General features: G+C 68.3%; 11 protein-coding genes. 8 read left to right on the top strand and 3 right to left on the bottom strand.

The features are described from left to right. Positions 1 to 987 (top strand): hydantoinase B/oxoprolinase family protein (locus VF536_RS11180; protein WP_331614924.1); only part of this gene is annotated, 987 nt, incomplete at its 5' end. Positions 988 to 1,075: 88 nt separating this feature from the next. After that, positions 1,076 to 2,371, top strand: a complete 1,296-nt coding sequence (gshA, locus tag VF536_RS11175) for a glutamate--cysteine ligase (protein ID WP_331614923.1) — start codon at positions 1,076 to 1,078, stop codon at positions 2,369 to 2,371. 39 nt (positions 2,372 to 2,410) lie between these two features. Here gshA and VF536_RS11170 read toward each other — a convergent pair whose 3' ends face one another. Beyond that, positions 2,411 to 3,322, bottom strand: a complete 912-nt coding sequence (locus VF536_RS11170) for a LysR family transcriptional regulator (RefSeq protein ID WP_331614922.1) — start codon at positions 3,320 to 3,322, stop codon at positions 2,411 to 2,413. Between the two features lie 158 nt (positions 3,323 to 3,480). Between VF536_RS11170 and VF536_RS11165 the strand changes: the two genes are divergently transcribed. The 6 genes from VF536_RS11165 to VF536_RS11140 all read left to right on the top strand — a co-directional run bounded on the left by VF536_RS11165 (position 3,481) and on the right by VF536_RS11140 (position 12,548). Then, positions 3,481 to 6,477, top strand: coding sequence for a TonB-dependent receptor domain-containing protein (locus VF536_RS11165; RefSeq protein ID WP_331614921.1), 2,997 nt, complete (start codon positions 3,481 to 3,483; stop codon positions 6,475 to 6,477). 116 nt (positions 6,478 to 6,593) lie between these two features. Beyond that, on the top strand, positions 6,594 to 8,477 hold the full coding sequence (locus VF536_RS11160; protein ID WP_331614920.1) for a potassium transporter Kup: 1,884 nt from the start codon (positions 6,594 to 6,596) through the stop codon (positions 8,475 to 8,477). 204 nt (positions 8,478 to 8,681) lie between these two features. Beyond that, positions 8,682 to 9,848 (top strand): benzoate/H(+) symporter BenE family transporter, encoded by a 1,167-nt coding sequence (locus VF536_RS11155; protein ID WP_331614919.1) that lies wholly within the window; start codon positions 8,682 to 8,684, stop codon positions 9,846 to 9,848. Positions 9,849 to 9,871: 23 nt separating this feature from the next. Next, entirely contained in the window at positions 9,872 to 10,855 is a 984-nt protein-coding gene (gshB, locus tag VF536_RS11150; RefSeq protein ID WP_331614918.1) for a glutathione synthase, read from the top strand. A 60-nt stretch (positions 10,856 to 10,915) separates the two neighbouring features. Then, positions 10,916 to 11,776, top strand: coding sequence for an S-formylglutathione hydrolase (gene fghA / locus VF536_RS11145; RefSeq protein ID WP_331614917.1), 861 nt, complete (start codon positions 10,916 to 10,918; stop codon positions 11,774 to 11,776). A gap of 34 nt (positions 11,777 to 11,810) precedes the next feature. Beyond that, complete coding sequence (locus VF536_RS11140) at positions 11,811 to 12,548, top strand: metallophosphoesterase family protein (protein WP_331614916.1); 738 nt, start codon at positions 11,811 to 11,813, stop codon at positions 12,546 to 12,548. Between the two features lie 17 nt (positions 12,549 to 12,565). Here the strand turns inward: VF536_RS11140 and VF536_RS11135 are convergent, their stop codons facing one another. Both VF536_RS11135 and VF536_RS11130 read right to left on the bottom strand, forming a co-directional pair. Then, entirely contained in the window at positions 12,566 to 13,654 is a 1,089-nt protein-coding gene (locus tag VF536_RS11135) for a Uma2 family endonuclease (protein ID WP_331614915.1), read from the bottom strand. 147 nt (positions 13,655 to 13,801) lie between these two features. Further along, positions 13,802 to 14,566: FAD-dependent monooxygenase (locus VF536_RS11130; RefSeq protein WP_331614914.1), on the bottom strand; the 765-nt coding region annotated here is incomplete at its 5' end.

Genomic DNA, 14,566 nt, shown 5'->3' with positions numbered 1-14,566 from the left:
AACCTCGCCGACCTGCGCGCCCAGGTGGCCGCCAACGAGAAAGGCGTGCAGGAGCTGCAGGCCATGGTGGCCCAGTTCGGCCGCGACACCGTGGCCGCCTACATGCAGCATGTGCAGGACAACGCCGAGGCCTCGGTGCGGCGCGTGATCTCGGTGCTGAAGGACGGCGCCTTCACGCTGCCGCTGGACAACGGCGCGCGCATCCAGGTCGCGGTGACCGTGGACGCGGCGGCGCGGCGCGCCACGGTCGATTTCACCGGCACCAGCGCGCAGCAGCCGAACAACTTCAACGCGCCGAAGTCGATCACCATGGCGGCCGTGCTCTACGTGTTCCGCACGCTGGTGGACGACGCCATCCCGCTGAACGCGGGCTGCCTCAAGCCCATCGACGTCATCGTGCCCGAGGGCTGCATGCTCAATCCGCGCTTCCCGGCGGCGGTGGTCGCGGGCAACGTGGAGACCTCGCAGTGCGTGACCAACGCGCTGTACGGCGCGCTGGGCGTGATGGCGGCCGGGCAATGCACGATGAACAACTTCACCTTCGGCGACGCGACCCACCAGTACTACGAGACGATCTCCGGCGGCTCCGGCGCCGGGCCGGGCTTCGACGGGACCTCGGTCGTGCAGACGCACATGACGAACTCCCGGCTCACCGATCCCGAGGTGCTGGAGTTCCGCTTCCCGGTGCGGCTGGACAGCTATGCCATTCGTCAGGGGTCGGCCGGTGCCGGACGCTGGCGGGGCGGGGAAGGGGGCGAGCGTCGCGTCCGGTTCCTGACGCCGATGACGGCCTCCATCCTGAGCAACGGGCGGACCTCGGGCGCCTTCGGCATGGCCGGCGGGCAGGCGGGGGCGGTCGGGGAGAACCTCGTCGAGCGCGCCGATGGCCGGATCGAAACTCTGGGCCACATCGGCCAGGTGCCGATGGCGCCGGGCGACGTCTTCATCATCCGCACGCCCGGCGGGGGAGGGTACGGCAGTTTTTGAGGCCCCCTTGAGAAGGCGCGAGTAACCCCAATGTGGGCGTGCCTAGAATCGGAACACCGCCCCCCGGCTGTCCAGGCGCCCGCTCATCATGGTCCCTCACCTCATCACCGCCCTGACCGGCCCCATCAATGAACTGGAGCAGCGCGTGCTCGAGTCGATGCCGGCGATCGAACGCTGGTTCCGGCTCGAATGGATGGAGCACACGCCCCCGTTCTACACCTCGGTGGACCTGCGCAACGCCGGCTTCAAGCTGGCGCCGGTGGACACCAACCTGTTCCCGGGCGGCTTCAACAACCTGACGCCCGAGATGCTGCCGCTGGCCGTGCAGGCGGCGATGGCGGCGATCGAGAAGATCTGCCCCGAGGCCAAGAACCTGCTGCTGGTCCCGGAAGCGAAGAACCGCGGCAGCTTCTACCTGTCCAACCTGGCGACGCTGGTCCGCATCTTCTCGATGGCGGGGCTGAACGTGCGGCTGGGCTCGCTGGACGAGTCGGTCAAGGAACCCACGACGGTGGCGCTGCCGGACGGCAACTCGCTGACGCTGGAGCCGCTGATCCGCCAGCGCTCGCGGCTGATGCTCAAGGACTTCGATCCCTGCACCATCCTGCTGAACGACGACCTGTCGGCGGGCACGCCGGACGTGCTCAAGCACCTGCACGAGCAGTACCTGCTGCCGCCGCTGCACGCCGGCTGGGGGCAGCGCCGCAAGAGCCAGCACTTCCGCGCCTACGAGGAAGTCTCCAAGAAGTTCGCCAAGCTGCTGGGCATGGACCCGTGGCTGATCTATCCGCACTCGGTGGCGGTGGACGGGCTGGACTTCGCGACCGGCGCCGGCCTGGACGCGCTGCAGGCGCAGGTCGACGCGACGCTGACGCGCACGCGCCGCAAGTACAAGGAATACGGCATCCAGGAGAAGCCTTTCGTCATCGTCAAGCCGGACGCCGGCACGCACGGCCTGGGCGTGATGACGATCCGCGACGCCAAGGACCTGGACGTGCTCGCGATCAAGGCGCGCGACAAGCTGGCGAAGCTGGAAGGCGTGCCCGCGCTGTCGCAGGTGCTGGTGCAGGAAGGCGTCGTGACGCACGAGCGCATGCACGAGGCGGTGGCCGAGCCGGTCGTCTACATGATGGACCGCTACGTCGTCGGCGGCTTCTACCGCGTGCATGCCGACCGGGCCGAGGACGAGAACCTCAACGCGCCGGGATCGAGCTTCGTGCCGCTGGCCTTCGCGCACTCGTCGCACCTGCCCGCGCCCGGCGAGAAGCCCGGCGCCAGCGCGCCCAACCGCTTCTACATGTACGGCGTGATCGGCCGCCTCGCGATGCTCGCGGCCAGCTACGAGCTGGAGACGACCGATCCGGACGCCGAGGACTACGCCTGAGCCGATTGAATGGTGACCCCGACCCGCCGGGAGGGCGGGTCAGGTCTTGCCGTTTCCTGAACAAGCGGCGGCGTCCACCAGCAGCTGCCTGAAGCGCTCCACCGCCTCGCCCTGCGTGTCGGGCAGGTGCCAGACGCTCATCGGCCCGAGCCCCAGGTCCACCGCGTGCGGCAGGATCACGACCGCTCCGCGTTTGGCGGCCGCCATCGCCATGTCGTGCGGCATCACGGCCACCAGCGGCATCTCGTGCATCAGGCCGAGCGCGAGCATCGCGTCCCCGCATTCGATCAGGTCGGTCGGCGGCGCGAGGGCCATCTCCTGCCAGAGCCGGTCCATCAGCATCCGCGTGCGCGTGCCCGGCAACTGCCAGAGCCAGCGCTGCTGGCTCAGCACCTCCCAGCTCAGCTTGGGCGTGCGCGCCAGCGGGTGATGCGCGCTCATCGTCAGCACCTCGGGCTGCGGCAGCAATGACACGCGGGCGAGCCCCAGCGGCTCGTCCTGCGGCATCGCGCGCGCGACGACGAGGTCCAGCGTGCCCGCCTGCAATTCCGCGAACAGCGACCGCAGCGCATGCGTGCGCACGCTCACCGTCACGCCCGGGTTCTCCCGCTTCATCGCGGTGATGGCCGCGGGCAGCAAGCGTGCGAGCGAGGCATTGGTCGCCCCGATGCGCACCTCGCCGGACGCGCCGCGCACCATCGTGGCGACGTCGCCCGCGGCGCGTTGCAGGTCGGCATCGAGCTTGCGCGCCAGCGCCAGCAGCCGGCGCCCCAGCGGCGTGGGCTGCATGTTGCGTCCGCGCCGCAGGAACAGGGTTTGTCCCAGCCCTTGCTCCAGCTCCGCCAGCGTCTTGCTCACCGCGGGCTGCGTCACGTGCAGCTGATCGGCGGCAGCGCTGATGTTGCCTGTGTCGTTGAGGGCCAGCAGCACCCGCGCGTGGCGCAGCGACATGCGGCGGATGACGAAGTGTTCGGCGGCTTCCGGGGACGTCGATGACGCATTCATAACCAAAGTTTCACAAGTCCATCACAAAGCTTCATGGACCGAAAGACACGCCTCCTTAACGTGAGCCGGTCTCCCCCGAGTCCCGTTACAGGAGTGTCCTTTCCATGGTCCGTCGTATTTCCCGTCCGCAGCCCGTGCAACTCGCCGCTGCCATCGCCCTCGCGCTCGCCAGTCAGGCGCAGGCCCAGCAGGCGCCCGCCACCGCCGCCGCTGCCGCCTCGGCGGCGACCGCCGCGGCCGATGACTCGAAGAAGCTGGAGCGGGTCGAGATCACCGGCACGCTGATCAAGCGCACCGACAAGGAGACGCCGTCGGTCGTCCAAAGTATCACGCGCGAGGACATCCGCAACTCCGGATATGCCAACGTCGAAGAGCTGCTGCGCGCGAATTCCGCCGTCGACCTCGGCTCCATCGGCGACGGCGCGGCGTCGGGCTTCGTCGGCGGCGTGTCGACGATCTCGCTGCGGGGCTTCGGCTCGCAGGGGACGCTGATCCTGATCAACGGCCGGCGCACCGCGCCGGTCGCGGCGGTGGACGTGAACTTCGGCCGCGGCACGATGATCAACGTCAACACCATCCCCAAGGAGGCGATCGAGCGCATCGACATCCTGAAGGACGGCGCTTCGGCGATGTACGGCTCGGACGCGATGGCCGGCGTCGTCAACTACATCCTGCGCAAGGACTACCAGGGCATCGAGGGCAGCGCCTCCTACGGCGCCAACGACAAGGGCGTCGGCGCGACGAAGAACGGCGCGATCACCTTCGGCTTCGGCAACCTGGACACGCAGCGCTTCAACGTCTTCGGCGGCCTGGAGGTCTCCAAGCGCGACAGCGTCATGGCCAACGAGCTGAAGGACCGCGGCAACCTCGCCCTGCAGAACCAGTACCTGACGTCCAACGGCTCGCTGGCGCGCTTCACGCCGGACTCCTCGGCGTCCTTCTACGGCAACTACTACCGGGTGCCGACGAGCCTGAGCGGCTCCACCACGATCGGCGGCATCAGCGTCGCCAACAACAGCCTGTCGGGCACCAACTACCTGGGCACGCTGGCGGGCTGCCCGGCGGACCGCACCGTCGGCCAGGGCGTGCCGAACCGGCCCGCGGGCTTCCTGCCCACGACCGGCTCGCTGCCCACGGGCCTGTGCCGCTTCAGCCTCGACGACGCGGACGAACTGATCGCCAAGCAGGACCGCCAGAGCGGCATGGTGCGCGGCACCTTCGCGATCAACAACGACCTGACCGCGTATGCCGACCTGATGTACTCGAAGACCAAGACGACCGAGCAGCGCGTGCCGTACGCGCTGACGACCTCGCTGGTCACCTCGGGCAATCCGGTCGCGACGACCTGGCCCAAGCTGGACGGCAGCTTCCTGCGCCAGAACGCCATCATCCTGCCCATCGGCCACCCGGACAACCCGACCAACGGCACCGCCAACTCGCAGGCGGTGCAGTTGATCTACCGCTTCGAGGACCTGCCCACCGGCGACATCAACGTCCTGCGCTCCACGCGCCTGACCGCGGGTCTGGAAGGCACGGCCTTCGGCTGGGACTTCGACACCGCGATCCTGGTCAGCCAGAACAACAACGAGCGCTTCCAGGAGGGCCGGGTGCGCAGCTCGCTGCTGAACGCGGCGATCGCCAACGGCAGCTACCGCTTCGGCAAGCCCAACTCGCAGGAGGCGATCAACAGCGTGTCGTCGACCGCGTACAACGAGGGCAAGTCGCAGCTGGTGTCGTGGGACGTCCGCGGCAGCCGCGAGCTGTTCCAGCTGCCCGGCGGCCCGGCCGCGATCGCGATCGGCACCGAGCTGCGCAAGGAGAAGCTGGACGCCATTCCCGACGCCGTCTACGGCACCGGCGACTACATCGGCCTGGTGGCCAACGGCGCCTCGGGCAGCCGCAAGTCGTATGCGGCCTTCACCGAGCTGAGCCTGCCCGTGGTCAAGCAGCTCGAGCTGCAGGCCGCCGCGCGCTACGAGCACTACGACGACTTCGGCAACAGCACCACCGGCAAGGCCGGCTTCAAGTGGACGGCGCTGCCGTCGCTGATGGTGTTCCGCGGCACGGCGGCGACGGGCTTCCGCGCGCCGGCGATCTCGCAGATCGGCAACTCGTTCGCGCTGTCCTTCCACAGCTTCCAGGAGCGTCGCGTCTTCGACAGCCTGCGCTGCGACACCAGCAACCCGAACGCCCCGGTCAGCAAGGCGCCGGTGTCGGTGAACCGCGACTGCAACGTGCTGGGCTTCAGCGCGGTGCCCTCGGGCACGACCAACCCGGGCAGCATCCCGACGGTGATCAGCGCCAACCCGAACCTGGAGCCGGAGAAGTCCAATTCGTTCACCGCCGGCATGATCTTCACGCCGAGCAAGTACGCGGACCTGGCGATCGACGGCTGGTATTTCCACCGCAAGAACGAGATCCGCTCGCAGCGCGGCGTGGACATCATGGACGACTACAACGCCAACCCGAATTCGGGCAACGTCCAGGTGGTGCGCGATCCCAACCCGGAGACCTGGCTGCCGGGCGTCGCCAACAGCGGCCCGATCATCATGCTGGTGCGCCAGTACGGCAACAACGAGTGGACCAAGACCTCGGGCGTGGACTACGACCTGAACGTCCGGCTGCCGGCGATGGCGTGGGGCAAGTTCAGCATGAACGTCAACGGCACCTACACGGCGCGTTATGACCAGCTCGTGGTGAAGGGCCAGGCGGTGCAGCACCAGGTCGGCACGACCACCTCGGACATTTCCAAGACCCGTGCCAGCGCGACCTTCAAGTGGGACACCGACCAGGCGCGCGGCTGGATCCGCTTCAACCATGCGGACCCGCTGTCGAGCACGGTGTGCTCGTCGCTGACCGCCGCGCAGCGGACCTTCCTGGGCAACCTCAACCGCTGCCGGGTGGGACGGGACCGCACGATCGACCTGGGCGCCTCGTACAGCGGCTTCAAGGGCCTGACCCTGGCGGCCAGCGTCATCAACGTCACCAACGACTACGACCGCGCCAACGGCATCCCGACGGTGTTCAGCTACTACGACAGCGGCGCGTCCAACGTGCTGGGCCGCCGCTTCAACCTGAGCGCGAGCTACGTGTTCCAGTGATCGCCGTCAACCCCCGCCCCCGCAACGGCGGCGGGGGGCATTGACGCACTGCACAACGGAAGGCAGACAATACGCCCTTTCGACTTCCGGCAGCCCGGGCGGCTGCCGCGACCTTTGTGAGTTCACACCACGCGCCCCGTACGCCGGCCGCCCTGGCCGGCCTGACCATCGGCGCCCTCGGTGTCGTCTACGGCGACATCGGCACCAGTCCCCTGTACGCGCTGAAGGAGGTCTTCCACGGCGCGCACGTTCCCATGACGCACGACAACATCCTCGGGGTGCTGTCGCTGCTGTTCTGGACCATGACCGTCGTGGTCTCCTTCAAGTACGTGCTGCTGATCCTGCGCGCCGACAACAACGGCGAGGGCGGCCTGATCGCCATGCTGGCGCTGGCCACCACGGCCGTGCGCGAGAAACCGCCGCTGCGGCGCGGGCTGATGCTGGTGGGGCTGTTCGGCACGGCGATCTTCTTCGGCGACGCGGTGATCACGCCGGCGATGACGGTGCTCTCGGCCGTCGAGGGCATCGAGGTCTACGCGCCGCAGTACCACGACGCGGTGGTGCCGATCTCGCTGGTCGTGATCGCGGGGCTGTTCGCGGTGCAGCGTTTCGGCACCGGCGGCGTGGGCAAGGCCTTCGGGCCGGTGATGCTGGTGTGGTTCACCTCGCTGGCCCTGCTGGGCATCCCGAAGATCGTCGGCAATCCGCACGTGCTGCAGGCCATCAACCCGATCTGGGCGATCGAGTTCTGCACGCACTACGGCTGGGTCGCCTTCGTCGCGCTGGGCGCGGTGGTGCTGGTGGTGACCGGCGGCGAGGCGCTCTACGCCGACCTGGGCCACTTCGGCAAGCAGCCGATCCGCATCGCCTGGTACAGCTTCGTGATGCCAGCGCTGACGCTGAACTACTTCGGCCAGGGCGCGCTGCTGCTCAACAACCCGGAAGCGATCAAGAACCCGTTCTTCCTGCTCGCGCCGAGCTGGGCGGAGATCCCGCTTTTCATCCTGGCGACGCTGGCGGCGATCGTGGCCTCGCAGGCGCTGATCACGGCGGCGTTCTCGGTGACCAAGCAGGCGGTGCAGCTGGGGCTGCTGCCGCGCATGCGCATCGTGCACACGTCGGTGCGCGACATCGGGCAGATCTACGTCCCCTTCGTCAACTGGGGGCTGTTCGCCTTCGTCGTCGTGGCGGTGGCCTTCTTCGAGTCGTCGAGCAAGCTGGCCGGCGCCTACGGCGTGGCGGTGACCATCGACATGACGATCACCACGGTGATGACCTTCTTCGTGATCCGCTTCGGCTGGCGTTATCCGCTGTGGCTGTGCGTGGTCGCGACGGGCGCGTTCTTCGTCATCGACGCGACCTTCCTGGCGTCCAACCTGCTGAAGGTGGCGCACGGCGGCTGGTTCCCGCTGATGATCGGCTTCGGCATGTTCACGCTGATGCTGACCTGGAAGCAGGGGCGCCGGCTGCTGTCGGACAAGCTGCGCGAAGATGCGATCGACCTGAAGAGCTTCCTCGAGGCGGTGTTCATCAACCCGCCGACGCGGGTGCAGGGCACGGCGGTGTTCCTGTCGGCGGAGGTGGGCGTGACGCCCAATGCGCTGCTGCACAACCTCAAGCACAACAAGGTGCTGCACGAGCAGAACCTGTTCGTCAGCGTCAAGCATCACGAGGTGCCGTGGATCGGCTTCGAGAAGCGCGTCGAGGTGGAGAGCCTGGACAACGACTGCTGGCAGGTCAACCTGCACTTCGGCTTCAAGAACGAACCGGACGTGCCGGACGCGCTCAAGCTGCTGGAGCAGCGCGGGGTGCATCTGGACGAGATGGAGACCAGCTACTTCCTGTCGCGGGACATCGTGATCCCGACCATCGGGTCGGGCATGGCGCTGTGGCGGGAGAAGCTGTTCGCGAGCATGCACCGCAACGCGGCGGCGGCGGCAGACTTCCTCCACCTGCCGGCGAACCGGATCGTGGAGCTGGGGTCGAAGGTCGAGATCTGACGCGGTTTCGGGTTCGGACTTCGGTCTGCCAAGCGCGGGCTCTCCGCAGGGCATGGGGCGCCCCTCCAGGGACCCCAAGCCCTACTCCGGCCCCACACGCACTCGCTGACTGCACGTTTGGCGCCGCGCTCGCTGACTGCACGTTGAACCTGCGTTGAGCGTTTGCGAGGGATCCTGGGCGAGGCGGTCGGTATGCTCCGTGCCATGAATCGCTGGCTGAAAGACCTGTCCCTGTCCGCCGTGGTCGCGGGCTTCGTCGCGGTGCTGGTGGGCTTCACCAGCTCGGTGGCGATCGTGTTCCAGGCCGCGCAGGCACTCGGGGCGACGCCGGCCCAGACCAGCTCCTGGATCTGGGCGCTCGGACTGGGCATGGGGCTGACCAGCCTCGGCCTGTCGCTGTGGACCCGTCAGCCGGTGCTGACCGCGTGGTCCACCCCCGGCGCGGCCTTGATCGCGGGCGTTTCCGGCATTTCGATGCCCGAGGCGGTCGGCGCCTTCATCGTCTGCGGCGTGTTGATCCTGATCGCCGGCGCGACGCGCTGGTTCGAACGGATCATGGACCGCATCCCCATCGCCATCGCCTCGGCGCTGCTGGCCGGCGTGCTGGCGCGCTTCGGGCTGGATGCCGTGCTCGCGACGAAGACGGCCCCGGCGATGGTGCTGACGATGGCGCTGACCTATGTGCTGGCGCGCCGCTTCCTGCCGCGATACGCGACACCGCTGGTGCTGGTGGCCGGCATCGCCGTCGCGGCCTCGCAGGGACGCCTGCATCTGGAAGCCGTCGTCTGGGACTGGGCGACGCCGGTGTGGGTCACGCCGTCGTTCTCCGTGACCGCGCTGGTCGGCGTGGCGCTGCCGCTGTTCCTGGTGACCATGGCCTCGCAGAACCTGCCCGGCGTGGCCGCGCAGCGGGCGTCGGGCTACCAGACGCCGGTGTCCGCGAGCATCGCCGCGACCGGCTTCGCCTCCATCGTCTTCGCGCCCTTCGGCGGCTACGCGTTCAACCTGGCGGCGATCACCGCGGCGATCTGCATGGGGCGCGAAGCGCACGAGGATCCCGCGCGGCGCTACATGGCGTCGGCGATGGCGGGGGTGTTCTATCTCGCCATCGGCCTGGCCGGCGGCGCGGTCGTCGGCCTGCTGACGGCTTTCCCCCGGGAGCTGATCGCGGCCGTGGCCGGACTGGCGCTGCTGGGCACGATCGCCGGCGGCCTGTCGGCCGCGCTGAAGGACGAGGCGCATCGCGACGCGGCCATCCTGACCTTCCTGGTGACGCTGTCGGGGCTGAGCCTGCTGGGCATCGGCTCGGCGTTCTGGGGCGTGGTCGCCGGTGCGGTCTCTCTTTTGGTGCAACACTTCAGGAAACGTTGAGACTCCTGCTGAAAGCCCTGCCCATGAAACTGCTGTTCGTCGCCGATCCGCTGTCGACTTTCAACACCTACAAGGACTCCACCTTCGCGATGATGCGCGAGGCCGCCCGGCGCGGCCACGAGCTCTGGGTCTGCGAAGTGCCCGACCTGCTGTGGGTCAGCGGCGGTCGCGTGACCGCGCACGCGGCGAAGCAGCTGACGCTGACGCCGGAAGCGGTCACCAGCCAGGCCGGCACCAAGCTGGCCGTGTGGCACGCGGTCACCGCGACGCAAGACCTGGCCCTGGCCGACGTCGACGCGGTGCTGATGCGCAAGGATCCGCCCTTCGATTCGGAGTTCTTCTACGCCACGCACCTGCTGGAGCAGGCGGAGCGCGAAGGCGCGCGCGTGTTCAACAAGGCCGCGTCGCTACGCGACCATCCGGAGAAGCTCGCGATCCTGGAGTTCCCGCAGTTCATCGCGCCGACGCTGGTGACGCGCTCGGCGGCTGCCATCCGCGCCTTCCACGCGGAGCATCAGGACATCATCCTGAAGCCGCTGGACGGCATGGGCGGCATGGGCATCTTCCGCGTGAAGGCGGATGCGCTGAACCTGGGCAGCATCATCGAGACGCTGAACAAGAACGGCGCGCAATCGGTGATGGTGCAGCGCTTCGTGCCGGAGATCGTCAAGGGCGACAAGCGCATCCTGCTGATCGGCGGCAAGCCGGTGCCGTACTCGCTGGCGCGGATCCCGCAGGGGACCGAGGTGCGCGGCAACCTGGCCGCGGGCGGCAAGGGCGTCGCGCAACCGCTGACCGACGACGACCGCCGCATCGCCGAGGCGCTCGGGCCGGTGCTGGCGGCGCGTGGGCTGCTGCTGGTGGGGCTGGATGTCATCGGCGACAAGATGACCGAGCTCAACGTGACCAGCCCGACCTGCTTCCAGGAAATCATGGAGCAGACCGGCTTCGACGTCGGCGCGGTGTTCATCGACGCGCTGGAAGCGGCGATGGCCGCGGCGCGCTGAGCGCGGCTGCGACTGAACCCGCGATCTCGATCGCGACTGCGGTCGCCTGAGGACCTCGACATGACTTTCGAATTGATCAGCGAGCACGCCAGCTTCGGCGGCGTGCAGCGTTTCCATCGCCACGACTCGGCCGAGATCGGCCTGCCGATGCGCTTTGCGCTGTTCCTGCCGCCGGGCGGCGTGCGGGCGGTGAAGGGGCTGGTGGTGTTCCTCGCGGGGCTGACCTGCAATGAAGAGACCTTCACGACGAAGGCCGGCGCGCAGCGTCAGGCGGCCGCGTTGGGCCTCGCGCTGCTGATGCCGGACACGAGTCCGCGCGGCGACGCGGTGAGCGCGCTGCCGGGCGCGACGGCGTCATGGGACTTCGGTGTCGCGGCGGGCTTCTACCTCGATGCCACGCAGGCGCCCTGGGCGACGCACTGGCGGATGGAGAGCTACCTGATGCGGGAACTGATCCCGCAAGTGCAGGCGTCGCTCGGGCTGGACGCGGCGAAGACCGGCATCGCGGGGCACTCGATGGGCGGTCACGGTGCGCTGACGCTGGCGTTGAGGCATCCGGGGGCGTTCGCGTCGGTGTCGGCGATCGCGCCGATCGCGGCGCCCAGCCGTTGCCCGTGGGGCGTGAAGGCCTTCACCGGTTACCTCGGCGAGGACCGCGAAGCCTGGCCCGCGCATGACGCGAGCGCGCTGATCCAGGCGCAATCGCGGGTGCCGTATCCGCACGGCATCCTGGTCGACCAGGGCCTGGCGGACAAGTTCCTCGTCGAGCAGCTGTATCCGGAAGCGCTGGAATCGGCGTGCGCGGCAATCGGGCAACCGCTGACGCTGCGCCGCCACGAGGGCTACGACCACGGCTACTACTTCATCGCGAGCGTGATCGACGATCATCTGGCGCATCACGCGCGGCAGCTGATCGGCTGATCATCCGGCCCGCGCTGCCACCTCCGAAGCCGCCATGCGCATCGCTCTCCTGTCCGACATCCACGGCAACCTGCTGGCACTGGAAGCCGTCGTGGCCGATGCGCGGCGACGGGGCGTGGACGAGATCGTGAATCTCGGCGACATCCTGTCCGGCCCGCTGCAGCCGTTGGAGACGGCGCAGTACCTGATGGCGCAAGGCTGGCCGACGATCGCCGGCAACCATGAGCGGCAATTGCTCGCGATCACGGCAGAGAAGCCGGGTGGCGAATCCGACCGCTTCGCGCGCGAGCGTCTGGGTGAGGCGGAACTGGCGTGGCTCCGCGCGCTGCCGAAGACGCTGCAGCTGACCGACGAGGTCTACCTGTGCCACGGCACGCCGCGCAGCGACATCGAGTACTTCCTCGACACGCAGGACGGTCCGCGCTTGAGAGCGGCGTCCGCCGCGGAGGTGGCCGATCGGCTCGGCGATCAGGCCTCGGTGCTGGTGTGCTGCGGCCACACGCACATCCCGCGCGTGCTGCGCAGCGCGCGAGGGCAATGGCTGGTGAATCCCGGCAGCGTCGGCCTGCAGGCGTGGGACGACGATCATCCGATCCGCTACGTCGCGGAGAACGGTTCGCCCGATGCGCGCTATGCGATCGTGGAGCGGACTGCGCAGGGCTGGGTGACCGAGTCCATCAGCGTGCCGTACGACCATGAAGCGATGGCGAGCCTCGCTTCCAGGAATGGGCGGGAGGATTGGGCGAGGTGGTTGAGGACGGGTTTCGCATGACAGACCAGGCCCGAGCCTCACGCTGCCATCGGAACATTCGCGAACACGAAGGCCGCGGGGATCTCCAGATCGAGGGACTCCAGCCGAAGGGGCGCATCGGCGATGAACTGGTGCAGGCTCCAGGCGCCATCCGGACCACGACGGTGAATGTCGATACGACGCTTCACGCAGTCCACCAGCACGTACTCCCGCAATGATGGAATGCTGAGGTACTCCTCACGTTTCACGCCGCGATCCTTCGCGCGAGTCGATTTGGAGAGCACCTCGATAAGCAAGAGCGGCGATTGCATCGCCACGTGGTCCGCCGTCAGGGGTTCGCAAGTGACGGCTACATCGGGGAAGTAGTAGTTCTGCCCGGCACCTTGCAAACGAAAATCGGCCATCACAACGCGGCATGGCGTGTTGAGCAGGTGAAGATTCAGCGCGGTGGAGAGGTTGATGCAGGTCGTCACATGGCCGAACTTGGCGCCGGTCATCGACACGATCCGACCGTCGATGAACTCGTGCTTGCAGTCTTCGTCAGCGTCCCAGTCGAGGAACTCCTGCCCGGACAGCCTGGGGTCCGGCGCGTCCAGCCCCTTGAACGCCGCCGTCACGTCGAGCCGAAGATCGATCGACACCAGTTCGGCCATTTCGCCTTCGCGGAAGGTCAGCGTCTTCCAGTGGCCGTCGTCGTCGCGGCGACGGACCTCGATGGCGCGCGCCACCATGTCGACGCTGACATGCTCCCTCACTGTCGGTAGTCGCCTTGCGGCAATCGCGCGGCGCACGATGTCCGCGGCGCGCGGCTCGCCGTCCACCAACTCGAACACGAGTACCGGCGCCGGGCGAGCCGCGAAGCGCGGCGCCACCATCGCATCGGGATGGATGACGGTGTAGTCGTCGACCACGACGCCTTGACCTCGGATGGACGATGCCAGCTCGCTCTCGTCGAGGTGGCGCTTCACCGCCATCGTGACGTTCACCAGTACCCGGAAGAACGCGGGATCGCGAGCTGGCAGCGGAAACTTCTTCCCGCCGACGAGTTCGTGGGGGATCTCTTGATCGTTTTGCCACTGCAAGAAGTGGTCGGCGGTCATCAGCAGCTCATTGAACAAGGAGGACATTCACCACTCCTGCAACTTCGTGAGGGAAGGTGGTGATTCTTCGAAGACTGTCGCCTGACGTCTCTCACCTCGATCCGCATGAAATCCAGGCGCGGTCCCCGATCCAAGGAGACTGGGTGACCGAGATGAGCAGGGCGGTTCCGGATGCTACGGCGCGGGCGCCGAAGGCGCACCTGCCGGCGGGGCCGCCAGCGCCGTCTGCCGATGCCCCGCCGCGGCCTTGTAGCGTTTGACGAAGCCATCCACCTCCGCCGGATCGATCACGTCCGCCAGTCGCTCGAAGCCGTCCGGCGCGCGCTCCTCGACCATGTCGAGGATGTAGTCCAGGCCCTCCTGCCGGTTCAACTCGACGATGCGCGCGCACATCGGGCGGCGCTCGGCCTCATAGTGATCGAGCGCCGCCTCCACACGCCGCTCCTCGCGCAGCGCCCGCGCGATCGCCTCGGCGTCGAGGATCGCCTGCGTCGCGCCGTTCGAACCGATCGGATACATCGGGTGCGCCGCGTCGCCCAGCAGCGTGATGCGGCCGTGCCGCCAGCGCGGCAGCGGATCGCGGTCGACCATCGGCCATTCCAGCAGCTGTGTCGCGCTGCCGATCACGCCCGGCACGTCCAGCCAGGGGAAGCGCCAGCCGCCGAAGGTCGGCAACAGGTCGTCGATGGCGCCGGGCTTGTTCCAGTCCTCGCGGCCCGGCGCGGTCAGCCCGCCGCCGAGACCGTCCTCGCGCAGGCGCCGGTCGCAGATCCAGTTGATCAGCTGCAGTCCGTCCGGCCGCGGCGGCGCGATCGGATAAACGACGAACTTCGCGCGGCGATGGCCCGCCTGCACCATCGTGCGCCCGTCGAGGAAGGGCTTGGCCAGCGAGGTGCCGCGCCACATCATCATTCCGTTCCAGCGGGGGGCGCCCTCGTC

It is taken from the genome of Roseateles sp., from assembly GCF_036486225.1.
In the GTDB taxonomy this organism is placed as follows: domain Bacteria; phylum Pseudomonadota; class Gammaproteobacteria; order Burkholderiales; family Burkholderiaceae_C; genus Roseateles.
Note: the sequence above shows the minus strand (reverse complement) of the source record. Positions and strands in the feature narration are given on the sequence as shown.

What these genes read in the sequence shown, in the direction of transcription:
- gshA (WP_331614923.1), top strand. Translation starts at nt 1,076, where the DNA reads ATGGTCCCTCACCTCATCACCGCCCTGACCGGCCCCATCAATGAACTG.
- VF536_RS11170 (WP_331614922.1), bottom strand. Translation starts at nt 3,322, where the DNA reads ATGTCGCTGCGCCACGCGCGGGTGCTGCTGGCCCTCAACGACACAGGC.
- VF536_RS11165 (WP_331614921.1), top strand. Translation starts at nt 3,481, where the DNA reads ATGGTCCGTCGTATTTCCCGTCCGCAGCCCGTGCAACTCGCCGCTGCC.
- VF536_RS11155 (WP_331614919.1), top strand. Translation starts at nt 8,682, where the DNA reads ATGAATCGCTGGCTGAAAGACCTGTCCCTGTCCGCCGTGGTCGCGGGC.
- gshB (WP_331614918.1), top strand. Translation starts at nt 9,872, where the DNA reads ATGAAACTGCTGTTCGTCGCCGATCCGCTGTCGACTTTCAACACCTAC.
- fghA (WP_331614917.1), top strand. Translation starts at nt 10,916, where the DNA reads ATGACTTTCGAATTGATCAGCGAGCACGCCAGCTTCGGCGGCGTGCAG.
- VF536_RS11140 (WP_331614916.1), top strand. Translation starts at nt 11,811, where the DNA reads ATGCGCATCGCTCTCCTGTCCGACATCCACGGCAACCTGCTGGCACTG.
- VF536_RS11135 (WP_331614915.1), bottom strand. Translation starts at nt 13,654, where the DNA reads ATGTCCTCCTTGTTCAATGAGCTGCTGATGACCGCCGACCACTTCTTG.